27 protein-coding genes and 6 pseudogenes are annotated in these 22,699 nt (G+C 71.1%); 17 read left to right on the top strand and 16 right to left on the bottom strand.

Annotated features, from left to right (window positions below):
* Window positions 1–139: 139 nt before the first annotated feature.
* Complete coding sequence (gene sodN / locus ACIGEZ_RS33090) at window positions 140–535, top strand: superoxide dismutase, Ni (protein WP_046907284.1); 396 nt, start codon at window positions 140–142, stop codon at window positions 533–535.
* A gap of 7 nt (window positions 536–542) precedes the next feature.
* Here the strand turns inward: sodN and ACIGEZ_RS33085 are convergent.
* Window positions 543–1,696 (bottom strand): annotated as a pseudogene (locus ACIGEZ_RS33085) (tyrosine-type recombinase/integrase).
* A gap of 24 nt (window positions 1,697–1,720) precedes the next feature.
* A pseudogene (locus tag ACIGEZ_RS33080) lies at window positions 1,721–1,921 on the bottom strand (XRE family transcriptional regulator); the annotation flags it as partial.
* Between the two features lie 49 nt (window positions 1,922–1,970).
* Here ACIGEZ_RS33080 and ACIGEZ_RS33075 point away from each other — a divergent pair.
* From ACIGEZ_RS33075 to ACIGEZ_RS33055, 5 genes and pseudogenes are all read left to right on the top strand, one after another.
* A pseudogene (locus tag ACIGEZ_RS33075) lies at window positions 1,971–2,195 on the top strand (hypothetical protein); the annotation flags it as partial.
* Window positions 2,192–2,545: an ASCH domain-containing protein gene (locus tag ACIGEZ_RS33070; RefSeq protein WP_399838755.1), complete on the top strand. Its 354-nt coding sequence runs from the start codon at window positions 2,192–2,194 to the stop codon at window positions 2,543–2,545. The pseudogene ACIGEZ_RS33075 and the gene ACIGEZ_RS33070, both read left to right, overlap by 4 nt.
* A gap of 102 nt (window positions 2,546–2,647) precedes the next feature.
* The gene (locus ACIGEZ_RS33065; protein WP_399838752.1) at window positions 2,648–2,803 is read left to right on the top strand and encodes a hypothetical protein; all 156 of its coding nucleotides are present in this window, start codon (window positions 2,648–2,650) and stop codon (window positions 2,801–2,803) included.
* On the top strand, window positions 2,800–3,267 hold the full coding sequence (locus ACIGEZ_RS33060) for a Scr1 family TA system antitoxin-like transcriptional regulator (protein WP_399838749.1): 468 nt from the start codon (window positions 2,800–2,802) through the stop codon (window positions 3,265–3,267). Before ACIGEZ_RS33065 ends, ACIGEZ_RS33060 begins: the two co-directional genes overlap by 4 nt.
* A gap of 146 nt (window positions 3,268–3,413) precedes the next feature.
* A complete protein-coding gene (locus ACIGEZ_RS33055) occupies window positions 3,414–3,944 on the top strand; it encodes an NUDIX domain-containing protein (protein ID WP_399838746.1) in 531 nt (176 codons plus the stop codon).
* 289 nt (window positions 3,945–4,233) lie between these two features.
* Here the strand turns inward: ACIGEZ_RS33055 and ACIGEZ_RS33050 are convergent, their stop codons facing one another.
* From ACIGEZ_RS33050 to ACIGEZ_RS33035, 4 genes and pseudogenes are all read right to left on the bottom strand, one after another.
* Window positions 4,234–5,316 (bottom strand): class I SAM-dependent methyltransferase, encoded by a 1,083-nt coding sequence (locus ACIGEZ_RS33050; RefSeq protein WP_399838743.1) that lies wholly within the window; start codon window positions 5,314–5,316, stop codon window positions 4,234–4,236.
* A 288-nt stretch (window positions 5,317–5,604) separates the two neighbouring features.
* Window positions 5,605–5,829, bottom strand: a pseudogene (locus ACIGEZ_RS33045) (site-specific integrase); the annotation flags it as partial.
* Between the two features lie 141 nt (window positions 5,830–5,970).
* A pseudogene (locus ACIGEZ_RS33040) lies at window positions 5,971–6,339 on the bottom strand (SAM-dependent methyltransferase); the annotation flags it as partial.
* A 60-nt stretch (window positions 6,340–6,399) separates the two neighbouring features.
* Complete coding sequence (locus ACIGEZ_RS33035; protein ID WP_399838740.1) at window positions 6,400–7,029, bottom strand: type III effector protein; 630 nt, start codon at window positions 7,027–7,029, stop codon at window positions 6,400–6,402.
* Window positions 7,030–7,157: 128 nt separating this feature from the next.
* Between ACIGEZ_RS33035 and ACIGEZ_RS33030 the strand changes: the two genes are divergently transcribed.
* The 4 genes and pseudogenes from ACIGEZ_RS33030 to ACIGEZ_RS33015 form a co-directional block, all read left to right on the top strand.
* The gene (locus tag ACIGEZ_RS33030) at window positions 7,158–7,589 is read left to right on the top strand and encodes an Hsp20/alpha crystallin family protein (protein ID WP_059202743.1); all 432 of its coding nucleotides are present in this window, start codon (window positions 7,158–7,160) and stop codon (window positions 7,587–7,589) included.
* Between the two features lie 100 nt (window positions 7,590–7,689).
* Entirely contained in the window at window positions 7,690–8,085 is a 396-nt protein-coding gene (locus tag ACIGEZ_RS33025) for a DUF2267 domain-containing protein (RefSeq protein WP_399838736.1), read from the top strand.
* Between the two features lie 52 nt (window positions 8,086–8,137).
* The gene (locus ACIGEZ_RS33020; RefSeq protein WP_399838729.1) at window positions 8,138–8,581 is read left to right on the top strand and encodes a DUF2267 domain-containing protein; all 444 of its coding nucleotides are present in this window, start codon (window positions 8,138–8,140) and stop codon (window positions 8,579–8,581) included.
* 187 nt (window positions 8,582–8,768) lie between these two features.
* Window positions 8,769–8,967, top strand: a pseudogene (locus ACIGEZ_RS33015) (recombinase family protein); the annotation flags it as partial.
* Between the two features lie 236 nt (window positions 8,968–9,203).
* Here the strand turns inward: ACIGEZ_RS33015 and ACIGEZ_RS33010 are convergent.
* The 3 genes from ACIGEZ_RS33010 to ACIGEZ_RS33000 are packed head-to-tail and all read right to left on the bottom strand — an operon-like array spanning window position 9,204 to window position 11,118.
* A complete protein-coding gene (locus ACIGEZ_RS33010) occupies window positions 9,204–9,665 on the bottom strand; it encodes a GNAT family N-acetyltransferase (RefSeq protein WP_399838723.1) in 462 nt (153 codons plus the stop codon).
* The gene (locus ACIGEZ_RS33005; protein ID WP_399838721.1) at window positions 9,662–10,162 is read right to left on the bottom strand and encodes a hypothetical protein; all 501 of its coding nucleotides are present in this window, start codon (window positions 10,160–10,162) and stop codon (window positions 9,662–9,664) included. The genes ACIGEZ_RS33010 and ACIGEZ_RS33005 overlap by 4 nt, the downstream gene beginning before the upstream one ends.
* Window positions 10,159–11,118, bottom strand: a complete 960-nt coding sequence (locus ACIGEZ_RS33000; protein ID WP_399838718.1) for a LysR family transcriptional regulator — start codon at window positions 11,116–11,118, stop codon at window positions 10,159–10,161. The genes ACIGEZ_RS33005 and ACIGEZ_RS33000 overlap by 4 nt, the downstream gene beginning before the upstream one ends.
* A 289-nt stretch (window positions 11,119–11,407) precedes the next feature.
* Here ACIGEZ_RS33000 and snpA point away from each other — a divergent pair, with 289 nt between their 5' ends.
* Window positions 11,408–12,076 carry a snapalysin gene (snpA, locus tag ACIGEZ_RS32995; protein ID WP_399838715.1) on the top strand — a complete coding sequence of 223 codons (669 nt, stop codon included), beginning with the start codon at window positions 11,408–11,410 and terminating at the stop codon, window positions 12,074–12,076.
* 76 nt (window positions 12,077–12,152) lie between these two features.
* Window positions 12,153–12,611, top strand: a complete 459-nt coding sequence (locus tag ACIGEZ_RS32990) for a group II truncated hemoglobin (RefSeq protein ID WP_399838712.1) — start codon at window positions 12,153–12,155, stop codon at window positions 12,609–12,611.
* 107 nt (window positions 12,612–12,718) lie between these two features.
* On the opposite strand, the gene ACIGEZ_RS32985 is transcribed toward ACIGEZ_RS32990, so the two are convergent.
* The 5 genes from ACIGEZ_RS32985 to ACIGEZ_RS32965 form a co-directional block, all read right to left on the bottom strand.
* Window positions 12,719–13,138: a DUF6304 family protein gene (locus tag ACIGEZ_RS32985; protein ID WP_399838709.1), complete on the bottom strand. Its 420-nt coding sequence runs from the start codon at window positions 13,136–13,138 to the stop codon at window positions 12,719–12,721.
* Window positions 13,139–13,180: 42 nt separating this feature from the next.
* A complete protein-coding gene (locus ACIGEZ_RS32980) occupies window positions 13,181–13,474 on the bottom strand; it encodes a hypothetical protein (RefSeq protein WP_399838706.1) in 294 nt (97 codons plus the stop codon).
* Between the two features lie 26 nt (window positions 13,475–13,500).
* Window positions 13,501–14,082, bottom strand: coding sequence for a dihydrofolate reductase family protein (locus ACIGEZ_RS32975; protein ID WP_399838703.1), 582 nt, complete (start codon window positions 14,080–14,082; stop codon window positions 13,501–13,503).
* Window positions 14,083–14,192: 110 nt separating this feature from the next.
* Window positions 14,193–15,242 carry a family 2 encapsulin nanocompartment cargo protein polyprenyl transferase gene (locus ACIGEZ_RS32970; protein WP_399838700.1) on the bottom strand — a complete coding sequence of 350 codons (1,050 nt, stop codon included), beginning with the start codon at window positions 15,240–15,242 and terminating at the stop codon, window positions 14,193–14,195.
* Window positions 15,243–15,330: 88 nt separating this feature from the next.
* A complete protein-coding gene (locus ACIGEZ_RS32965; protein ID WP_399838697.1) occupies window positions 15,331–16,746 on the bottom strand; it encodes a family 2B encapsulin nanocompartment shell protein in 1,416 nt (471 codons plus the stop codon).
* A gap of 255 nt (window positions 16,747–17,001) precedes the next feature.
* On the opposite strand from ACIGEZ_RS32965, the gene ACIGEZ_RS32960 reads away from it, so the two are divergent.
* Entirely contained in the window at window positions 17,002–17,592 is a 591-nt protein-coding gene (locus ACIGEZ_RS32960) for an N-acetylmuramoyl-L-alanine amidase (RefSeq protein WP_399838695.1), read from the top strand.
* Window positions 17,593–17,664: 72 nt separating this feature from the next.
* Window positions 17,665–18,597 (top strand): 1-aminocyclopropane-1-carboxylate deaminase/D-cysteine desulfhydrase, encoded by a 933-nt coding sequence (locus tag ACIGEZ_RS32955; RefSeq protein ID WP_399838692.1) that lies wholly within the window; start codon window positions 17,665–17,667, stop codon window positions 18,595–18,597.
* Here ACIGEZ_RS32955 and ACIGEZ_RS32950 read toward each other — a convergent pair.
* Window positions 18,576–20,171, bottom strand: a complete 1,596-nt coding sequence (locus ACIGEZ_RS32950) for a Na+/H+ antiporter (RefSeq protein ID WP_399838689.1) — start codon at window positions 20,169–20,171, stop codon at window positions 18,576–18,578. The genes ACIGEZ_RS32955 and ACIGEZ_RS32950 overlap by 22 nt on opposite strands.
* Before the next feature lie 57 nt (window positions 20,172–20,228).
* Between ACIGEZ_RS32950 and ACIGEZ_RS32945 the strand changes: the two genes are divergently transcribed.
* The 3 genes from ACIGEZ_RS32945 (at window position 20,229) to ACIGEZ_RS32935 (ending at window position 22,154) form a co-directional block, all read left to right on the top strand.
* Entirely contained in the window at window positions 20,229–20,489 is a 261-nt protein-coding gene (locus ACIGEZ_RS32945; protein WP_399838686.1) for a UBP-type zinc finger domain-containing protein, read from the top strand.
* A gap of 193 nt (window positions 20,490–20,682) precedes the next feature.
* Window positions 20,683–21,096 (top strand): anti-sigma regulatory factor, encoded by a 414-nt coding sequence (locus ACIGEZ_RS32940; protein ID WP_015036094.1) that lies wholly within the window; start codon window positions 20,683–20,685, stop codon window positions 21,094–21,096.
* The gene (locus tag ACIGEZ_RS32935) at window positions 21,093–22,154 is read left to right on the top strand and encodes an RNA polymerase sigma factor SigF (protein WP_399838683.1); all 1,062 of its coding nucleotides are present in this window, start codon (window positions 21,093–21,095) and stop codon (window positions 22,152–22,154) included. Before ACIGEZ_RS32940 ends, ACIGEZ_RS32935 begins: the two co-directional genes overlap by 4 nt.
* Before the next feature lie 99 nt (window positions 22,155–22,253).
* Here ACIGEZ_RS32935 and ACIGEZ_RS32930 read toward each other — a convergent pair whose 3' ends face one another.
* Window positions 22,254–22,688 (bottom strand): hypothetical protein, encoded by a 435-nt coding sequence (locus ACIGEZ_RS32930; protein WP_399838679.1) that lies wholly within the window; start codon window positions 22,686–22,688, stop codon window positions 22,254–22,256.
* Window positions 22,689–22,699: the final 11 nt, after the last annotated feature.

Raw genomic sequence — 22,699 nt, 5'->3', positions numbered from 1 at the left:
GCACCTCCCGGTCCGATCGTCCACGAGTCCCATGGTGACCCTGGACTTTTGTCCTAAGCCCATGGGGGCGCTCGCGAAATCAGGCTTCCCACGGAGTAATGTCCCACCTGAGAAGACGATCACGAGGAAGGACAGCTGCATGCTCTCCCGCCTGTTTGCCCCCAAGGTGAAGGTCAGCGCCCACTGCGACCTCCCCTGCGGCGTGTACGACCCGGCCCAGGCCCGCATCGAGGCCGAGTCGGTCAAGGCCGTCCAGGAGAAGTACCAGGCCAACGAGGACCCGCACTTCCGGGCCCGCGCCACGGTCATCAAGGAGCAGCGCGCGGAGCTCGCCAAGCACCACGTCTCGGTGCTGTGGAGCGACTACTTCAAGCCCCCGCACTTCGAGAAGTACCCCGAGCTGCACACGCTCATCAACGACACCCTGAAGGCCCTGTCGGCGGCCAAGGCCTCGACGGACCCGAAGACGGGCGAGAAGGCGCTGGAGCTCATCGCCGAGATCGACCGCATTTTCTGGGAGACGAAGAAGGCTTGATCTCTGGTTAGGCGTTCTGACCTGCAGTTTCGCGGGCCATGTCGCCTACCTGTCCGCACCCGGTCCGCAGGCCGCCGAGCACGGCGTCCATGACGGCCCGGGTGCGGTCTTCTTCCCCCGGCCACAGGTGCGCGTAGATCCGCAAGGTGATGACGGCTGACGAGTGCCCGAGGACCAGCTGAACCTGCTTGACGCTCGCGCCGCCGGCGATGAGCGCGGAGGCGTAGAAGTGCCGCAGGTCGTGGGTGACCATGTGCGGCAGCTCGACGGCCTTACGGTCTTCCCGCTCGGCGGCCCCGTTTCAGCCGCCTGGAGCGCCTTGCGGGCCCCGTTCCACTCGGTCTTCCACCGCCGGTAGTTGAGCGGCTCGCCCTCCTCCACGGTGAACAGCCACTCCTTGGAGGGCCGTGCGGCGAGATGCGCGAGGAGCGCGTCGGTGACGACCTCGCCGACCGGGACCGTACGCCGGGACTTGGCGGTCTTCGGCGGGCCGATCTTCCCGGACTGGAGCCGCTGCCGCTCGACGCGGATGGTGCTGGCCTTGAAGTCGGCATCCGCCACCTTCAGACGGAGCAGCTCACCAATGCGCAGCCCTGATCCGGCGAGGGTGACGATCGCCGCGCGGATGTACGGCGGCATCACCCGCGCCATCGCCTCGACCTGCTCGACCGTGGGCGGGGTGACCTCCTCGTCCGGCATGGCCGGGAGGGTGCTCCTGCGGCACGGACTGGATGCGATGACCTTGTCGTCCACGGCCGCGGTCATGACGCGTACAAGGACGTCGTAGACGTTCCGCACACTGCCGGGGCCGAGTTGGTCGGAGAGGTGCTTGAAGAGCACCTGGATGTCGTTGCGGCGTATCGCCGCCATGGAGCGAGCACCCAGCGCCGGTACGGGGTGCAGCCGGAGCGCGTTCTCGGTGATGCGCTCGCCCGCCTCACTGGCGATGAGCGAACCCTCCCACTTCTCGGCGTACTTCTCGAAGGTGACGCGGCCGGCGCGGGGATCGACGTACTGGCCGGTGACCATGCTGGCCGTAATCTCGTCGAGCCAGCGCTGGGCGTCGAGCTTCCGCTCGAAGTGGCGGGCATGCTCCTTGCCGTCGAGGTCGCGGTAGCGGGCCCGCCATTTGCCGTTGGGGCGCTTCTGGATGTTGGCCAAGTGGCCTCTCCTTCATGTCGGTTGTCAGTAGTGGCCACCGTCCTCGATGTCGCTGCTGAGCGTGCGAGAGTCGCGCTCGTCGCCCATGAGGCGGAGGCACTGCTCGTGGATCGCCCGCGAGCTGTCGGGGTGGGCCTTGATGTGGTCGACGATGGCGACTACAGCGTGGTGCAGGCGGTCGCGCGCGTCTCGGGCCTCGTAGAACGCCTCGACGGCCTCTTGGACAGGCCCTGGGAAGTGCGTCTGGGCCGCATTCGACCGCAACACCGGACCCCTACGAGAAGGCCGTGCCCCCTTGCCCGAGGGCGCCGCCCCTTGGATGCTCGACACCCGGCAGTGGCCCGGCACCGTCACCGAGTACACCGAGTACACCGACCAGCTGCTTGCCATGGCTGAGACCCTGCTCTCCGACCCCCGCCACTTCTTCCGCTCGTACTCGGCTGCCGAGATCGGCCGCCTGATCACCGCACCGTCCCCCAGGAGCGTTCCTTCCCGATGACCGACCGCACCGCCCGCGTCCGCGAGCTCAACCTCTACCGCCAATACTTCGAACTCGTCGCCGCGGGCACCAAGACCATCGAGGTGCGGGTCAAGTACCCGCGCCTCGGCGATCTGGCCGCCGGCGACACCATCCGCTTCCGTATCAAGGGCACCGACGAGACCTGCGACGTCGAGGTCCTCCGGGTCACCGAGTACCCCGACTTCGAGGCCCTCCTCGACGGCGAGGGCCCGTCCAACGTCAACCCGACCGCCACCCGCGACCAGCAACTCGCCAACATCCGCACGATCTACGGCCCCGAGAAGGAAGCCCTCGGCGCCCTCGCCATCGAGATGAAGCGCATGGCCTGACCGATCCCCGCTCTTACAAGATCGGACACTCGGAGCCATCCTCGACCGGAACGGCAACGCCCATCGAAGCCGCCCCGGCGGCACCACCCAGGAGGGGATGCGGTGACCAGCTCAGTTCCCTGGACGGATCGTCTGTCCACCGGTACAGAAGCGACTCAGGACGACGTGGTGCGCTGGTACCAGAGCACGCGCGAAGGCAAGGCGTACGTGCCCACGATGATCTGGGGCACGCTCCAGACCGAGCGTACGCCACCGTGATCCTCGGCCAGGTCGTCGACTTCCTCGGCATCCCGAACGACGTGCCGGCGGGCGTCGCCAAGCGCATGCAGCGACAGCAAGTGCTGTACGACGGCGAGCACCACTACGACGTCGTCCTCGGGGAGCAGGCTCTCTACACGAACATCGGTGGACCCGAAGTCATGCGAGAACAGATCGAGCGCCTCCTGCGAGAGATCGACCTGACCTCTCTCACACTCGGGGTCCTTCCCTCCACCGCACGGGTGGACCTGTTCCCCGTCCACGCGTTCGACATCTACGGCGATGGCGACCGGGCCCATGTCGAACTCGTCTCCTCCTCCGTGGACATCACGGAACAGAGCGAACTCGGCCTCTACAAGAAAGCCTTCGCCGCGCTGAGCAGTGCGGCATCATACGGCGACGCCGCGGAGGAGCTGCTGAAGAAGGCCCACTCCTTCTGGACCAACACCCCGCTCCGGCAGTAGGCCCCTCGCCGCTCCAGCGGCGAACGCCGCCGCTGGAGTCCGAAGCGCACCCGATCACGACCGGCGCGTGCCCCATCGCCATCAATCAGAGCCTCGGCGGCAGCCCTCGCCACCCAAGCCAGTGCCGACGAGGCCATCGCCCTCACATGCCCGACAACCCGACCGCCGAAGGGAACCCAGTGACCGAGCAGGCCGACGACCAGCCGAAGGCCCTCAAGCCGGCGCTCGAATCGATGACCCTGCTGGTCGCCGCCGTCGTCGTCCACGACAAGGCCACCAACCGCGTCGTCCTCCTCCAGCGCAGCGACAACGCCAAGTTCGCTCAAGGCATGTGGGACCTCCCCGTCGGCAAGAGCGAGCCGGGCGAGCCCATCACCGAGACCGCGGTCCGCGAGCTCTACGAGGAGACCGGCCTCACGGTGAAGCCCGAGTCCCTCAAGGTCGCCCACATCATCCACGGCGCCTGGGGCGTCGAAGCTCCCAACGGCTTCCTCACGGTCGTATTCGCCGCCCACGAATGGACCGGCGAACCCGAAAACCGCGAACCCCGCAAGCACTCCCAGGTCCGCTGGGTCGACACCGACGCCATCCCCACGGAATTTGTGGAGACCACCGCCATCGCCCTCGACCGCTACCTCGGAGGCGGACCACAGGTCTCCCTGAACGGGTGGAGCTAGGCCGCTTCTTCCGGATCAGCAAGCCCTCGGGGATGCTTCGTGGGGTTCGTCGACAACTCTGGTAGCTGATTCTCAAGGAGGCTGTCGCACAAACTTTTCTGTCCAGGCCGTTTTGGGACCATCGGGGCATGCCACCGAACATCCTCACACGCGATCGAGCCCAACCGCTGCTGCACCCCTGCAGCCCCCCTGACCTGCGCGACTGGCTGCCCGAGGGCCACCTCACATGGTTCGTGATCGGCGTACACGCCATGCGCGGTAGTTGAGCTGAGGCAACTCGTGCGCCGGCTCAGGGCTTGGTCGCGACGTAATAGACGTTGAACGGGTCGCCCTCCACGGTCTTGACGTCGATACTCTCGAAGCCGGCGTCCCGGAGCATCCGCTCCGCCGTCTCCTGGCCCCAGGCCGTGCCCAGGCCCGCACCGCCAGTGCTGAGCGAGGTCGTCATGCAGTAGAAGACGGAGAACGTGTAGAGCGCCGGACCGAAGGGGTGCCCGATGTTCTCCTCCAGCCTGCTGGAGGCGGCGATATCGCCCATAAGGAAGGTGCCGCCCGGGCGCAGGGCCTTCGCGATCGCGGACAGGGTCTCGGCCGGCCGCGCCAGGTCGTGGATCACATCGAACGCGGTGACGACGTCGTACTCCCCGATGATCCGCGTCGAATCGGCGAGCGTGTACTGGAGGTTGTCGAGCCCGGAGCGCGCCGCCTCGGCGCGCGCGGTCTCGATGGCGGATTCCGACTGGTCCAGGCCGTTGAAACGGCTGGCGGCAAACGCTCGGGCCAGGACGAGGGGAGCGTGCCCCTGCCCGGTGCCCACGTCCAGGACGTCGATGCCTTCCCTCAGTCGCTCGGTGAGGCCCGGCACCAGCGGCACGATCGTGTCCACGAGCGCCAGGTCGTACACCCGGGCGCTCTCCTCGGCCTGGAGCCTCTGGAAGCGCGGATAGGCCGAGTACGGCACGCCACCGCCTTCACGGAAGCAGCGCACCACCTGTTGCTCGACCTCGCCCATCAGTCCGATGTACTGCATGATCCCCGCAAGGTTGTCGGGGCCGGCCGCGGTCGTCAGGCAGGCGGCATGTTCCGGTGGTAGGACGTAGGTCCCCCGCTCGGGGTCGTACTCCAGGAATCCGCCGACGACCATGCCGCCCAGCCACTCGCGCACGTACCTCTCGTTCAAGCCCGCCGCCTCGGCGATCTCAGCACTGGTCGACGCCGGGAGGGTGGCCAGCTTGTCGAACAGGCCGCATTGGTGACCGGTGCTTGTCAGCAGGGCGAGTGCGCTCTTGTTCAGGACGTCGAGGACTTCGCCCGCGAACGCCTCCTGCCTGGCGGCATCCACAGGACGCTGCGGTGTTTCGGAAGTGGACATGGCCATTCCTTCCGCCAAACGGTAGGCGGACCGACAAGACCCACTCTCACGATACGTCCGGATTACGACATCGACCCAGCACGAGTTCCGACAGCCGGGATCCTGTTGGGCAGAGCCGACCGGAACGGCAACACCCAGTCCACACACAGTCCGCAGGACACCCGATCACGACCGTCGCACCCCATCGCCAGCCAACAGCAAAAGGCCAGGTCAGCGACCTGCGGCCATCATCCCCGCAGGTCACCGACCCAGCCCATTACTGGGAGACGAAGAAGGCCTGACCTCGCGTCATGCTTTCTGACCTGCGGTTTCCTTGATCGCTTGGTCTTCCTGTCCGCACCTCGCTCCGCCGTCGATGAGGGCGGAGGCATAGAACTGCCGCAGGTCGCGGGTCACCACGTGCGGCAGCTCGACGGCCTTACGGCCCTCCCGCTCGGCGGCCCCGTTCTCGGTTGCCTGGAGCGCCTTGCGAGCCCCGTTCCACTCGGTCTTCCACCGCCGGTAGTTGAGCGGTCGTGACCTCGGTCAGGTGCTCGGGCTGTAGACCGAGGTGCGGGTCGGGCTGAATGATGGCGATCGGGAATCCCCGGCGGACTCGACCGTCGAGGAGACACGACGCCTGCTCACCGGACCCTGGCCGCCACAGAGGTGATCTCACCGGCGGCAGACGAGGATGCCGCCAAGGCAGGTGATCTCGTACGCCCCGTGCCGGACGATGTGGTCGGCCACCAACATGCGGGCGCGGTCGACGGTCGCGTCGAAGGGCACATCGTTCTGGTCCGCCCAGGCAAGGTACGAAGCCATGCGGGCAACCACAGGCTCGGGGTCGTGGACAGTGATCGTTCCCGGCAGTTCAACGACCTCCACGCGGCTGAACCCCTCGCCGAGGAAAGCCGGCGCCTTCTCCAGGGAGAAGCGAGCACTGAGTGAGATACGAGCCGGGCCCCGGTCGATGCCGAGGACGTCGCCGGCGGCCCGCTGCCACAGGTCGTCGAGTTCAGCCTTGTCGCGGTCGCTGTTGGTCAGATCCTTGCCGCTCCGGCGGGGCGCACGGCTGTGGCTGTTGCGGGGCACCGGGCGGGGTCAGGGGGGAGTGAGGGTGTCGAGCCGGGCGGCGAGGTCGGGGTGGGCGGCGGCCAGGTGGGGGCGGGTGGCGGTCAGGGGGACGATGAGGTCCGCGGGGTCGTTGTGGGCGAGGGCCGCGTGGAGCTCATCGAGCGGGCGGCGGGCGGCGGGGGGAAGGTCGGTGAGGGCGGTGATCTGGCCGGCGAGGCGGCGCAGGTCGGCCGCATTGCGGCGGGCCCAGGTGGCAGTGTTGCGGTCGGCGGCCCGGGCCTGACGGGTGGCCGTCACGCGCTGTTCGCCGGTGGTCCCGGCCGGGCCGGGGCGGCCGCGCAGGTAACGGCGCTCGGCGGCCTGGCGGCTGGCGACACCCAGGGGAGAGGCGAGGTCGGCCCAGCTGGCGCCTGCGTCCCGGGCCGTTTCGATCAGGCCGGTCTCCCATCCGGCGAGCCGCTCACGTACCTGCCGCAGCAGCATCAGCGAGGCGAGGGCCTGCTCCGGGGCCGGCCCGACGCCGAGCGTGTCGGGGGTCTCGTGCTGGGCGTCGCGCAGGGCGTCGTCTATGGCTTTCAGGGCCGCCGCGGCGGCGAGGAACGACGCCGGGCTGTGGGCGTCGGCCTCGGTGGAGACCGGCTGGTCGGGTGCTGTCACGGGCACCTCCCTCGGGTTGTCATCATGTAGACGACATCGTGTTTGTCATCCATTGGATGACATGTTACAACGGTGTCAGTGAGGCGCATTGGCAGTAACTGCCTGAACCTGCTGGAGGTGTTTTCACGATGTTGATGCGCACTGACCCCTTCCGTGAGCTGGACCGGCTGGCGCAGCAGCTGATGGGCCCGGGCACCTGGTCGAAGCCGTCGGCGATGCCGATGGACGCCTACCGCGAGGGTGACGAGTACGTGGTGGCCTTCGACCTTCCCGGCGTCAGCGCGGACGCGATCGACATCGACGTCGAGCGGAACATGCTGACGGTCAAGGCGGAGCGCCGGCCGGTGGCGAAGGCCGACGACGTGCAGATGGAGCTGTCCGAGCGGCCGCTGGGCGTCTTCTCCCGCCAGATCGTGCTCGCCGACACCCTCGACACCGAGCACATCAAGGCCGACTACGACGCGGGCGTGCTGACCCTACGCATCCCGATCGCCGAGCGTGCCAAGCCCCGCAAGATCTCCATCGGCGTCGGGACCGGCCACAAGGAGATCTCCGGCTGACACCGGCCGGACAGGTGTGGAGGACGGGCACCTGATCTCCCCCTCACCCCGTCCTCCGCACCCCGTGACAGGCCGAAGAACAAGAAGGGGTGGCGGCGAGATGACCCTGCGACGCGAAGCGTTCCTCGACCACGTGAAGGAGCGCGGCGAGTACGGCACTGTGGAGGAAGCCGAGCGCGCGGCCCGTGTGGTGCTCGCCCTGCTCGGCGCGCATCTGGTCGGCGAGGTTCGCGCCCAGCTCGCGGCACGTCTCCCGGAGGAATTCGCCCTGATCCTGCTCAACCCGCTGCAGAGCGCCGAACCGTTGCCCCCGGAGCGGTTCGTGCGGGCGACCGCGGCCTGGATCGAGGGCGCCACCGAGCAGACCGCGACCTGGGACGTCAGCGCCGTGCTGTCCACGGCCGCCGACACGGCCGGCGAGGACCTGCTGGGGCAGATCCTGCTCCAGCTCCCCACCGGCTACGACCTCCTCTTCGGCCGCCCCCAGCCCACCTGACCCCACCTCGGTGCCACACACCCGCACCGCTCTACGAAAGGCATGCACTGCAGTGATCACCGACGTGCGCGTACCGGCTGAACACCAGCAGCCGTACTCGACGGCGTATGAGCAGATGCTGGAGAAGGTCCGCTACGAAGGCGCCTACCCCACCCGCGAGAGAGCCGAGGAAGCCGTCCGCCTGGTTCTCGCGGGGCTGGGACGCCAGCTGACCGGCGACGAACGCGTCGACCTCGCCGCCTGCCTGCCCCTGGAAGCCGCACGTGTCCTGACCGCACAGATCCCCGACGCCCAGCCGCTGACCGGCTGGGCCTTCGTCAAGGACCTCGCCGCCCGCTCCGGCGCCTCCCTGGCCACCACCCGCTGGGACACCGGCTCCGTCTTCGCGGCCGTCGCCGCCCACGCCTGCCCTGACCTCATCACCCGCATCCTCCACCAGCTCCCCACCGGCCACGCGCTGTTGTTCGGCCGCGCCGAACTCACCTCCGCCGCATAAACGGCACCGGCACCCCGGGGCCGCAACAGGATCCCTCCGGCGGCCGTTGGCGAAGTCCCCGATCCGCGCGATCGGGGACTTCCGCCTTCGCTGTGCATGCAGCCCTCTCCGACCGACCGGTCGCACGCCGACGTGCCGGTAGCGCGGCGGCGCGGTCGCCTCCGCCTACCACACCAGCCGCTTCACCATGGTGCCCCGGCTGAGGAATGCACTGCGGGTGCCGACCCCGGCCGACCGTGGCCCGGGCCGGCCGTGGCGGCCGGGCACCCCGCCGCCGGCGCCCCCGGGTGCGGGTCCGCCCGCACTTCGAGGCGGCGCTGCGTACGGCGCGGGAGACCAAGGCGCACGCCCCGCACTGCCGGGTCATCTTCACCGTGTACGAGATGGTGCTCTGGCCCGGCCGCAGCAGCCCAGGCCGCTGGTGGATAAGACCGACGCCTACAACGACTGGGCGGCGCTCCGACGCGGCGACCGGGAACCTCTGGCGGAAGCGGCGCCGTACCGACGTCGCTCGGCGTGTGCGCACCGCTGAGTGGCAGGAAGCCGTACGGCTCGGCGGCGGCGACCGGCCAGAGGCCGAAGCGGTCGAAGGCGCGGATCTCCAGGACGGGCTGCGGAAGGATCATCCGGCCGGCAGCGAGTAGCGCCGTTTCTCCTTCGAGGTGGCGCCCAGGCGGTCGTAGAAGCGGATGGCGCCCTCGTTCCAGGTGGGGGTCTGCCATTGGATTTCGGTGAGGCCCAGGGTGCGGGCCTCCTGTCGGACGGCGGCGACGAGGAGGGGGCCCAGGCCGTGGCCTCGGGCGGTGGCGGTGAGGTAGAGGCAGTCCATGTGGAGGTACTCGGTGGCGTCCCAGGTGGACACTTCGGGGGCGCAGGTGGCGTAGCCCGCGAGGGTGGTGTCGGGGAGTTCGGCGACCAGGCAGCGCAGGCGCGGGGTCGCGGGCGTGAAGAGGAGGCGGTGGAGGCGGGGCGCCAGGTCGGGGGGCGGGGGTGCGGCCTTCTCGTACGCGGCGTGTTCGGCGGCCAGTTCGGCGACGCGGTCCAGGTCCTCGGGGCGGGCGTGGCGGACGGATGCGAGGGTCATCGGACCTCGCCCTCCAGGGTGTCGGCTGCCCAGGCCGCCAGGCGGTCCTCCGCCGGGCCGGTGCCGTCCAGGACGCGGCGGACGAATGCCTCCCGTTCGTGGGCGAGGATCGCGGCCTCCCATACGCAGGGCGCGAGCCCGGTGCGGCCCGGGCGCAGGTCCTCGGGGCGGCCGGCCGGGCCGGTCCAGACGGCCAGGTCGGACATGTGGCCCTCGATCCAGCTGTGGACGAGGAGGTAGTCGCCGTCCCCGCCCGCGTGCACGATCAGCACCGCGAGGCCCAGTGAGCCGCGGTGGCGGGAGACGGTGAGCTGATCGGTGGCCAGGCGCAGGGCCTGGGTCGTCTCCGGCTCGCCGACCGTGCGGCCGGGGGCCTGCAGGGCGTAGACCTTCAGCAGGTGGCCCGCCGTCTCGTGCGCGCCCAACGGCCTTACCGTGCGGGCGTGGTGTTCCGCCGCCAGCGCCATGACGGCGCCCCAGTCCCCGTGATCCTTCATACCGCCATCATGCACGGTCCCGCCGTCCCCCCGGCGCGCAGCCACCGCCGGTACGGACCGGCGCGCAGGGCCGCCTCGCGGTAGGAGGCGGCCAGTTCCGCGTACGGCCGGTCGATGGGCACGCCGGGGGCCGCGTACAGCAGCAGCCGTACGGCCAGCGGGTCGCCGCGCAGGGGGCGGATGGCCATGTCCTCGCGCGGGCCCGACGTGGGCTGGCAGGGGGCGACGGCCTCGCCGAGGACGATCAGCGACGCGGCGGTGTGGTAGTCGGCGTGCAGCACCGGCGGGTCGAGGCCCGCCGCGCGCAGCACTCTGCGCAGGCCGTCCCATTCGCCGTCGACGGCCGGGTCGACCGTCCACCGGTCGTGGGCCAGGTCGGTCAGCTCCACGACCTCGCGTCCGGCCGCCGGGTGATCGCGGGCCATCGAGATGAACTGGGGCTCCCGCTCGACGAGCACGCGGCCGTGCAGCCCCTCGGGGACCCGCAGCGGACAGCCCTCCACCTCGTGTACGAAGGCCAGGTCCAGCTGCCCCGCGGCGACCGTACGCAGCAGGGTGTGGGCGGACACGTCCACGCGCAGCTCGAGGTCGGTGCCCGGCAGGCCCTGACGGAGCCGGCGCAGCCAGCCGGGCAGGGCGCGGCTCGCCGTGGAGCCGACGCGCAGGGCGGGGCCGCCCGCGCGGGCGGTACGGGCGGCGGCCCGGGTCTCGGTGATCAGCGCGGTCATGCCGTCGACCAGCGGGCGGGCCCTGCTGAGGACCGAGCGTCCGAGCGGGGTCGGGTGACAGCCCGTACGGCCGCGGGAGAACAGCTCGGCGCCCAGGGCGTTCTCGATGCGGCGCAGCTGGGTCGTCAACGCGGGCTGGCTCACGCCCAGTTGGCGAGCGGCCTTGTGCAGACTTCCGGTGTCCGCGATGGCGCAGAGCGCCCGCAGATGCCTCACCTCCAGCTCCATGGAGCCGAGGTTAGGGGCGGGGGATCCCTCCGCACCAGACCATCTCCGGCGCTCAACAAGCAGGTGGCATTGGGTAGTTGGGGCGTCGCGGTGAGTGGGTGGAGCCGTGGGGAGCCGGCAGTGCGGTGCGGTGCGGGGAGCCGGCAGTGCGGTGCGGGGGGGCGGTGCGGGGGGTGGGCGGTGCGGTGCGGGAGTCGGTGATGCCGTCGTGTTATCGCCTGTTGACATCATTCCCCAGGCGCCCCGGCTCCCCCGACACTCTCCTCAACCCCACAGGAGGAGCCCCCCCATGCGACACCCGAAGATCCTCACGTCCTTACTGACCGCCACCCTCGGTGCCGGCCTCACCCTCTCCCTGGGCGCCGCCCCGGCGTCCGCCGCCGAGCCGTCCGCCGTGACGCACGCGACGAGCACCGCGTACGCCTCGTATGCCGCGTACGCCGGTTCGGCCGAGGAGGCCAAGGCCAACCAGGCGTTCTTCGACGCCGTCGTGAAGTCCGTGGCGAAGAAGCGGGCCGCCGCGCCTGGAGCCGCCGCCGTCACCGTGGTCTACAGCGCCGCCAACGCACCCAGCTTCCGCTCCCAGATATCCCGCTCCGCCCAGATATGGAACAGCTCGGTCGTCAACGTCCGCCTGGTGGAGGGCTCGAACGCCGACTTCGCCTACTACGAGGGCAACGACTCGCGCGGCTCGTACGCGAGCACCGACGGCCACGGCAGCGGCTACATCTTCCTCGACTACCGGCAGAACCAGCAGTACAACTCCACCCGCGTCACCGCCCACGAGACCGGGCACGTCCTCGGCCTCCCCGACCACTACAGCGGCCCGTGCAGCGAGCTCATGTCCGGTGGCGGTCCCGGCACGTCCTGCCAGAACGCCAACCCGAACTCGCAGGAGCGGGCCCGCGTCGACCAGCTGTGGCGCTACGGCCTCGCCTCGGCCTTCAAGACCCCCTGAACGACCGCTGAGAGTCCGCTGGAAGTCCCTCTGAAACAGCAGGCGGGGGCCGGGGCGCTTGGGTAGCGTGGCGCGCATGCCCGAAGAGCAGAGCACCACCCTGTACGAGGCCGTGGGCGGCGCCGAGGCGCTGCGCAGGCTCTCCGGCACCTTCTACGAGGAGGTCCTCGCGGACCCGCTCCTCGCCCCCGTCTTCGCCCGTTTCACCGCCGCCCACGTCGAGCACGTCGCCGTCTGGCTGGCCGAGGTGTTCTCCGGTCCGGCGGACTTCACGGCCCGCCACGGCGGTCATCACGCGCTGCTCACCGCGCACCTCGGACTCGGAATCACCGAGGAGCAGCGGCTGCGCTGGATGGAGCTGATGAACGCGGCGGTGGAGAAGGAGCTCCCGGACGACGCACTGCTGCGCCGCCGGGTGATGGAGTACTTCGACTGGGGAACCCGTATCGCCGAGGACGTCTCGGCCTCGGCCCCCGGTACGGATCTGGGCGAGCCCGGACCGACCCCGCGGTGGGGCTGGGACGGTCTCGCCTGAGTCCTGAGTCCTGAGTCCTGAATCTTGGGTCCGGGGTCCGGGGTCCGGGTCCCGGGTCCGGGGTCCGGGTCCGAAGTCCTGAGTCCGAGCCCTTGCGTGCGTCCCGGTCAGGCGGCCTGGAGCAGCCTCCGGCCGAACTCCGTTCCGGGCGGCAGCTGCCGCCTGACCCTCGCCAGGGCCTCCTCGAAGTCGCCGCCGGCGATACCGGATTCGAAGGCCGCGCCCCCGTAGTGCAGAGTGAGGCTGAGGTCCGTGCGCTCGCCGAGCGTCAGCAGACAGCTGAGGGTGGCCTGCTGGGTAACGCCGTCCGCGACGACGGGGAGCGGCAGGTCCCACTCCAGTACGCACCCGGTGAGGACCTGCCCGCCCTCGTCCGCGGCACGCAGCGCGGCGAAGCTCGCGCCCGTGTACTCGATTCCCCTGATACGGGTGGCCACATGGCTTCCGTCGGCCGTGATGACGATCGCTTCCGCGCCGCCGCGGTCCCGGTACCAACCGGTCCAGACTTCTGTCGACTCCGATGACATGCGCGGACTGTAGCGGTATGACCGGCTCCGGCGCGCGGCCGGTCACCCCGGGGCCGGACTTCTCCCGGTCTCGCCGTTCTTGCCGGTCACGTGCGTGCTAGCGGCTTCCGCACCCTCGCCGGAAGCCGGCTGCTCCCCGCCGGGCTCCGGCGTCTCCGCGCCCGTCGGCTCGTACCGCTCGCACTCCGGGTTCCGGCACGGCTGTACTTCCCACTCCGGCACCCAGGCCCCGAGGACCTTGTGCCGCTTGGCCGTCACCTGGAGGGGCTCCCCGCAGGCCGGACAGGCGCGCTTGGCCTGGGGGTCCCTCGTGGTGTGCGGCGCGTCGGTGCCCATGCCTCCAGGGTAGGGCGCGGCCCCGGTCACCGCTTCCTGGTGTACGTCCGCACGATGACACCGTTGCCGAAGGTCCGCACGTCGCCGAGCGTGAAGTCGTGTACGGCGAAGTCGGTGCCGAACATCGGCATTCCGGCGCCGTACACCTGCGGGTAGGTCTTGATGATCAGCTCGTCGATCTCCTCGACCAGCGCGCCGGCGACGGTCGAGCCGCCGCAGAGCCAGATGCCCAGCGGGCTGTCCTCGGCCTTGAGCTCGCGGATGCGGCCGACGAGGTCCTCGGCGATCAGCTCGACGTTCGCGTCGGGCGACTCGGTGAGCGAGCGGGTGGCGACGAGCTCCCGCAGGTGGGCGTAGGGGCTGGTGATGCCGACGTCCAGGGCGAGGCGGTAGGAGGCCAGGCCCTGGACCACGGTGTCGAAGTGCCGGTTGCCGCCGGTGACGCCGAAGGCGGCGTGCGCCTGCGTCGGAATCGTCTCCGGGTACTCGTTCTTCATGAAGGTGCCGTACTCGTCGTCCATGAACTGGAACATGGAGGTGGCATCGCCCTTGGGATCGCCGATGAAGCCGTCGATGGAGCAGGCGACGTAGTACGTGAGCTTGCGCAAGCCGGATCTCTTTCCGTAGGAGCGTCAACGCGGGAGGCGTTAACCACTCCGCACATAGTGCTCCACCTGTAGTGGTTACGCAAGCCCCTTCCGCACCCCGTTCCCGGGAATCAGCGATTGCGCCGCGTCACGAACTCCGCGAGCGCCAGCAGGTCTCCGGCCGCCGACAAGTCCGGAACCGCCCGGGCGAGCTGCTCCACCGCCCCGGCCATCCGCTCGGCCGCCTGGGCCTGCGCCCAGTCCCGGCCCCCGGCCCGTTCGACCGCGTCCGCCGCGGCCCGTACGGCCCCGGCGTCAAGGGCCGGCCGGGCGTACAGCTCGGCCAGCTCCTCGCCCGCCGGGGTACCGGAGGTGAGCGCGGCCACCACGGGCAGCGACTTCTTACGGGCGACCAGGTCGGCACCGGCCGGCTTGCCCGTGCGCCCCGGGTCACCCCAGATGCCGATCAGGTCGTCGATCAGCTGGAACGCGAGCCCGGCCTCCCGGCCGAACGCGTCCATCGCCGTGACCGCCTCGTCCCCCGCGCCGGCGTACAGCGCGCCCATCGCGCAGGCGCAGCCGAGCAGGGCGCCGGTCTTTGCGGTGGCCATCGCCACCACCTCGTCGAGCGAGACCTCGTGCGGGCCGCGCTGTTCGAAGGCACAGTCCGCCTGCTGGCCCGCGCACAGCTCGATGACGCAGGCGGTCAGCCGGGCCGAGGCGGCCACCGCGGCCGGGTGGGGGTCCTCGGTGAGCAGCCGCAGCGCGAGCGCGGACATCGCGTCGCCGGCGAGCAGCGCGTCGGGGATGCCGAACACCGCCCAGGCGGTGGGCCGGTGACGGCGGGTGGGGTCCTCGTCGACGATGTCGTCGTGGAGCAGAGTGAAGTTGTGCGCCAGCTCCACCGCGGCGGCGGCCTTCACCGCCGGGGCGGGGTCGGCACCGAGCGCGCGGGTCGCCGCGAGCACCAGCGCCGGCCGGATGGCCTTGCCGCCCTGCCCCGCGGCCGGGCTTCCGTCGGCGTTCTCCCAGCCGAAGTGGTACTTGGCGATGCGACGTATGGAGCCGGGCAACGAATCGACGGTGGTCCGCAGTTGGGGGTCGACGACGCTGCGGGCCCGGTCCAGGAGCAGCACGGCCCCCTGTCCCCCGGTCGCGGCGTCCGCGCTGGTCGTGGTCATGATCGCGTTCGCTTTCCGCGCAGCCTGGGCGGCGCACCTTGGAGACGGAGCGGGGGGCCGTCGGCCCCCCGGGCCCACGGTCGCCGGCTCAGCGCCAGCGGCTCACCTCCACGTTCTCCAGGACGCCCAGGGCGTCGGGGACGAGGATGGCCGCCGAGTAGTAGGCCGTGACCAGGTAGGAGATGATCGCCTGCTCGTCGATGCCCATGAAGCGGGCCGACAGGCTGGGCTCGATCTCGTCCGGGAGGCCGGTCTGGTGCAGGCCGATCACACCCTGGTCGTCCTCGCCCGTACGCATGCAGATGATCGAGGTGGTGCGGGCGTCCGAGACCGGGATCTTGTTGCACGGGTAGATCGGCACCCCGCGCCAGGTCGGGATCCTGTTGCCGCTGATCTCGATCGTCTCGGGGACCAGGCCCCGCTTGTTCAGCTCGCGGCCGAAGGCGGCGATGGCGCGCGGGTGGGCCAGGAACATCTTGGAACCGCGGCGGCGGGAGAGCAGCTCGTCCAGGTCGTCCGGGCTGGGCACGCCGTCGTGGGGCTGGAGCCGCTGTCCGTAGTCGCAGTTGGCGAGGAGACCGAACTCCCTGTTGTTGATCAGCTCGTGCTCCTGGCGCTCGCGCAGCGCCTCGACCGTGAGCCGCAACTGCTGCTCGGTCTGGTTCATCGGCTGGTTGTACAGGTCGGCCACGCGGGTGTGGACCTTCAGCACGGTCTGGGCGACGCTCAGCTCGTACTCGCGCGGGGTGGCGTCGTAGTCCACGTAGGTGTGCGGGACGACGGCCTCGCCGACGTGGCCGGCGGAGAGGTCGATCTCGGCCTCGCCGTACTTGTTGGTGCGCTGGTGGGGCAGCGCGGCGACGGAGGCGAGGTGCCCGGCCAGGGAGCCGGCCCGCTCGGCGAGGTTGAGCACGTCGGCCCGGGTGAGCTCCAGGACCGTACAGGCGGTGGCCGCGCGGGCGGTCCACTCCCAGGTGGCGTCCTCACTGACGAGCGAGGCGTCGCCGAAGTACGCGCCGTCGGCGAGGACACCGAGGACGGCCTCGTCCCCGTACGGCCCCTCGCCGATCTGCTCGACCTTGCCGTGGGCGAGGAGGTGGACCCGGTCGGTGGCCTCGCCACGGGTGGCGATGACTTCGCCCACCGCGTACTCCCGCTGGCGGCAGCGAGCCGCCAGCTCGGTGAGGGCGTCCTCGTCCTCGTAGCCACGCAGGGCCGGGAGCTCGCCGAGCTCCGCGGGGATGACGGCGACCCGCTCCCCGGTCTGCACGAAGGTGACCCGGCCGTCGCCCACGGAATAGCTGAGCCTCCGGTTCACCCGGTACGTACCACCCTGCACCTGCACCCACGGCAGCATCCGCAGCAGCCACCGGGAGGTGATCTCCTGCATCTGCGGGGCCGACTTGGTGGTGGTCGCGAGGTTCCGCGCGGCGGCGGTGCCGAGACTCTGCTGCGGTGCTGCCTGATCCGCGCGGACCTCGTCGCCAACCGAACCAACGGACATGGAACTCCCTCTCGATATGACAAACCTGCGAGAGGAAGCCTTTCAGCACGGAGCGTGCCCGCGCCATTACACAAACGAGTGGGAGTTAACGACGATCCGCTGGGCATAGCGCACGATTTCCACTCGAACAGCGCACCCTGTCCGGATCGGCTCGCACACGGCCCGAACGGATGGCAGCGGAGCCGATCCCTCCGGTACTCCGGAGGCACCGGGCTCCGGAGGCACCGGAATCCCCCTGTCCGAGAGGAGTCGGCCATGGCCTCTCCCATGTCCGCGAGCCGCTTCGTCGGCGCACTGCGCGACGAGGGCCTGTCGGTCGTCGAGGTCGGCGACTGGCGTACCCACAACCGCAACCACAAGGGTCCCTGGGGCCCCGTACACGGCGTGATGATCCACCACACGGTCACCCGCGGCACCAGCAACACCGTCCGCATCTGCCGGGACGGCTACGCGGCCCTCCCCGGGCCGCTCTGCCACGGCGTGATCGCCAAGGACGGCACGGTCCACCTGGTCGGCTACGGCCGCGCCAACCACGCCGGCCTCGGCGACGACGAGGTACTGCGGGCGGTCATCGCCGAGCAGGGCCTCCCGCCGGACAACGAGGCCACCACGGACGGCAACCGCCACTTCTACGGCTTCGAGTGCGAGAACCTCGGCGACGGCGAGGACCCCTGGCCGAAGGTCCAGCTGGAGGCCATCGCCAAGGCCGCGGCGGCGGTGTGCCGGGTGCACGGCTGGACCCAGCGCTCGGTGATCGGCCACCTGGAGTGGCAGCCGGGGAAGGTCGACCCGCGCGGCTTCACCATGGCGTCGATGCGCGAGCGGGTCGCCGGCCTGCTCCACTAGACAGCCGCACACCGTCAGCGTAGACAGCCGCACACCGTCAGCGCACCGGCCCTCAGCAGCGACAATGTCCGTGTGAACGCGTTCGCCCCCTCCCGCCTGCGGCCCCGGCTCCCCTCCCCCCTGGAGCCGGTCGAGGACGAGCGCTTCACCCGGCACGGCCTGACGCTGCTGCTCAAGCGCGACGACCTGATCCACCCCGACCTGCCGGGCAACAAGTGGCGCAAGCTCGCACTCAACCTCCGGGCCGCCGCCGGCCGGACCGTGCTCACCTTCGGCGGCGCGTACTCCAACCACCTGCGGGCCACCGCCGCCGCCGGCCGGCTGCTCGGCTTCGGCACGATCGGCGTCGTACGCGGCGACGAGCTGGCCGGCCGCCCCCTGAACCCCTCGCTCGCGCGGTGCGCCGAGGACGGGATGCGGCTGCTCTTCGCCGACCGTCCCACCTACCGCGCCAAGCACGAGCCCGCGGTCCTGGCGCGGCTCCTGGAGCAGGCTCCCGACGACGTGTACGTGGTCCCCGAGGGCGGCAGCAACGCGCTCGCCGTCGAGGGCTGCGCGGAGCTCGGCCGCGAACTGGCGGGCGCCCCGGAGCCCCCGGACGTCGTCGCCGTCGCCTGCGGCACGGGCGGCACCCTCGCGGGCCTCGCGGCCGGTTTCCCCGGCCGGACCCTGGGCGTCCCGGTCCTCAAGGGCGGGTTCCTCGGCGCGGAGGTTCGCGCCCTCCAGGAGGCCGCGTTCGGCGGCCCCCGCGGCGACTGGCGGCTCGACGAGCGATTCCATTGCGGCGGCTACGCCCGTACGACCCCGGAGCTCGACGCCTTCGCGGAGGACTTCGGGGCGCGGCATGGACTCGCCATCGAGCGACTGTATGTCGCCAAAATGCTCTACGGGTTGGTGTCGCTGGCGGGGGAGGGCGCCTTCCCGCCCGGCACCCGGATCGCGGCCGTCGTCACGGGCGCACCCGAGCCCCGGGCCACCGGCCCTCAGCCCGACTCCTCCCGGTAGGCCGCCGCCTCCTCCAGGTCGAGCCGGCGCAGCAGGGTGCGCATCATCTCGTCGTCGATGCGGCGGGCGTCGCGCAGTTGTACGAAGACCTCGCGCTCGGCGTCGATCATCTCGCGGGCGAGCCGCCGGTAGGTGTCGTCGGCCGTCTCGCCGGTGAGCTCGTTGACGGCGCCGAGCCGCTCCCAGACGGCGTTCCGGCGGCGTTCCATGACCGTGCGCAGCCGCTCGGCGAGGGGCTGCGGGAGGGCGTTGCGCTCGTCGGCGAGGAGCTCGTCGAGCCGTTCCTCGGCGGCGCGTGAGGCCTCGCTCTGAGCCTGCGCCTCGGCGAGGGTCTCCTGGTAGCGGTCGCGGCCGGGCAGCTTCAGGAGCCGGATGAGCGGCGGCAGGGTGAGGCCCTGGACGACGAGCGTGCCGATGACGGTGGTGAAGGTGAGGAAGAGGACCAGGTTGCGGGCGGGGAAGGGCACGTCGTCGGTGACGACGGGGATGGAGAAGGCGATGGCGAGCGAGACCACGCCGCGCATGCCGGCCCAGCCGACGACCAGGGGCGCCCGCCAGTCCACCTCGGGCTCGCGTTCCCTGATGCGCTCGGAGATCCAGCGGGGCAGGAAGGTGGCGGGGTAGACCCAGACGAAGCGGACGACGACCACGGCCAGGAAGACCCCGGCCGCGTACAGGGCCGCGTCCCCCATGCCGTACGTGCCGAGGCTCCGGACGACGTACGGCAGCTGGAGGCCGATCAGCGCGAAGACGGCGGACTCCAGGACGAAGGCGACCATCCTCCACACCGCCTCCTCCTGAAGGCGGGTGGCGAAGTCGACCTGCCAGTTCTTGTGGCCGAGGAAGACGCCGACCACGACGACGGCCAGCACGCCGGAGGCGCCGACCTCCTCGGCGGCGGCGTAGGCGACGAAGGGGATGAGCAGCGAGAGGGTGTTCTGGAGCAGGGCCTCGCGCAGATGGCGGCGCAGCCAGTGGATGGGGACCATCAGGACGAGGCCGACGCCGATGCCGCCGAGCGCGGCGAGCGCGAACTCGCGGATGCCGCCGGCCCAGCTGATGCCCTCGCCGACGGCGGCGGCGAGGGCGACCTTGTACGCGGTGATGGCGGTGGCGTCGTTCACCAGGGACTCGCCCTGGAGGATGGTGGTGATCCGGTTCGGCAGCCCGAGCTTGCGCGCGATGGCGGTGGCGGCGACCGCGTCCGGCGGGGCGACGACGGCTCCGAGGACGAGCGCGGCGGTGAGCGGCAGGTCGGGCACGAGCTCGTAGGCGAGCCAGCCGACCGCGACCGTCGCGAAGAGCACGTAGCCGACGGAGAGCAGGGCGACGGGCCGGATGTTGGCGCGCAGGTCGAGGTACGAGGACTCGACGGCGGCCGTGTAGAGCAGCGGGGGCAGGATCAGCGGCAGCACGATGTGCGGGTCGAGGGTGTAGTCCGGCACCCCCGGCACGTACGCGGCGGCCAGGCCGACCGCGACCAGGAGCAGCGGCGCCGGCACCGGGGTCCGGCGGGCGACGCCCGCCACCGCGGCGCTCGCCGCGACCAGCGCCACCAGCTGCAGTGCGTCCATGCCCGGTCCCCGTCTCGCGCCACCACGTCACTCGTGCCACAACGTAACCTGGCCATCATGAGCGAGTGCCCGCACGTTGCCGAAATGCCGCGCCCCGAACCGGTGCCGCTGCACGACACCTGTCCGGAGTGCCTGGCCGACGGTACCCACCCCGTCCAGCTGCGGCTCTGTCTCAGCTGTGGGCACGTGGGCTGCTGCGACTCCTCGGCGGGTCGGCACGCGACGGCGCACTTCGCCACCACCGGGCACCCGGTGATGCGGACCTTCGAGCCGAACGAGCGCTGGCGCTGGTGCTTCGTGGACGGTTCGATCGTCTGACGGCTGGGTACGTCACCCCTCCGCGGGTTCTCCGCGGCCGCCGGGCGGGGGGCCGGTCCTACGGGCCCCCGGCGACACGGCGGGACGGATCGCGATAGCGTCTCGGCGGACTGCGCAACCGACTGCGTACCGCCAAGGTTCGGGGGGTTCTTCCCCGGACCCCGAATGAGCTTGTGCCACCTTGGAGGTGAGGGTGTCCCAGATCGCAGGCGAGCCCGGGACCCAGGACTTCGTGGAAGTCCGGCTGCCCGCTGCGGGTGCCTACCTGTCCGTGCTGCGTACGGCCACGGCCGGTCTCGCGGCGCGTTTGGACTTCACCCTCGACGAGATCGAGGACCTGCGGATCGCCGTCGACGAGGCGTGCGCGATCCTGCTCCAGCAGGCAGTGCCGGGGTCGGTGCTGAGCTGCGTCTTCCGGCTGGTCGACGACTCGCTCGACGTCACGGTCTCGGCGCCGACGACGGACGGCCGGGCGCCGGAGCGGGACACCTTCGCGTGGACGGTGCTCTCGGCCCTCGCCGGGAAGGTGGAGTCGTCCGTGGCCGAGGACAGGACGGTCTCCATCAGCCTGTACAAACAGCGCGGCGCGGGGCCAGGCCCGGCGTGAGGAGCGGGGACGCGACGGCCGGCATCCCTGAGCAGCAGGTACGGCCGCATCCGGAGGCGGGGGCCGGGGCGGTCTCGGTCGAGACTGGAGTCGAGGTCGCTACGGATCACGCGGAGCAGGCGGACCAGATGAGCGAGCAGGACCAGCACAACCACGTTCCGGGGACGCCGGAGGCCGCGGATCGGGCGTCGGAGCACGCGCCGGAGGCCACGGACCGCGCGCCGGCGGCCGCCGGTCAGGCGACGGAGGCCGCCGGGGTCCCCGAAAGCCCGGAAGCCCCGGAACTCCCGGAGACCCCCGATCCGCACGACCGCAGCGGGGCGCGGGCGCTCTTCATCGAGCTGCGGGAGCTTCCCGAGGGCTCCCCTGAGAAGGCGGCGCTGCGCGACCGGCTGGTGCGGATGCACCTGCCCCTGGTGGAGCACCTGGCCCGGCGCTTCCGCAACCGGGGCGAGCCGCTCGACGACCTGACGCAGGTGGCGACGATCGGCCTGATCAAGTCGGTGGACCGGTTCGACCCGGACCGCGGGGTGGAGTTCTCCACGTACGCCACGCCCACGGTGGTGGGCGAGATCAAGCGCCACTTCCGTGACAAGGGCTGGGCGGTACGGGTGCCCCGGCGCCTGCAGGAGCTGCGGCTGTCCCTGACGACGGCGACGGCGGAGCTCTCGCAGCAGCACGGCCGCTCGCCGACGGTGCACGAGCTGGCGGAGCGGCTCGGGATCTCCGAGGAGGAGGTCCTGGAGGGTCTGGAGTCGGCGAACGCCTACTCGACGCTCTCCCTGGACGTGCCGGACACGGACGACGAGTCGCCGGCGGTGGCGGACACGCTGGGTGCCGAGGACGAGGCCCTGGAGGGGGTCGAGTACCGGGAGTCGCTCAAGCCGCTCCTGGAGGACCTGCCGCCGCGCGAGAAGCGGATCCTGCTGCTGCGTTTCTTCGGGAACATGACCCAGTCGCAGATCGCGCAGGAGGTCGGCATCTCGCAGATGCACGTCTCCCGGCTGCTCGCGCGCACGCTGGCGCAGCTGCGGGAGAAGCTGCTCGTCGAGGAGTGATCGGCGGCTTCCGCGGAGGGATCCCCGCAGTCCGCGGAGGGATCCCCGCAGTCCGGGGAGGGATTCCCACAGTCCGCGGCGTACGCGGTGTCCGCGGCGTTACGCGGTGTCCTGGCCGGGGCGCTTGATGCCGAGCGCCTCGGTCGTGGACGGGCTGAGCAGCAGGACGAGGCCGGTCAGGGCGAGGATCGCGAGGGCGACGCCGGCCGGGATCAGGACGCTGTCCGCCTGGAGCAGCTGCCACGCGACCGGCAGCGCCAGGATCTGGGTGATGACCGCGGGGCCGCGACTCCAGGAGCGGCGCCGCCACAGGCCCCGGGCGGCGGCCAGCGGGATGAGCCCGAGGGCGATCAGCGTCGCCCCGCCCATGACGGCCGAGGTGAGCTCGTCGGGGCGGTCGGTCAGGGTCCTCACCAGGAGGTAGAGGCCGCCCGCCACCAGGGCGAGGGCCTCGACGCCGGCCACCGCCGCCGCGGCGGTCAGGCGCCCGGGGCGCGGGGTCTGCTCCGTACTGCTCATCTCGGCACTGCTCATGCAGGCAGGGT

It is taken from the genome of Streptomyces sp. NPDC085481, from assembly GCF_044541845.1.
Classification (GTDB): Bacteria; Actinomycetota; Actinomycetes; order Streptomycetales; family Streptomycetaceae; genus Streptomyces.
The sequence above is the reverse complement of the archived record's forward strand: the minus strand, read 5'-3'. Positions and strand labels throughout refer to the sequence as shown.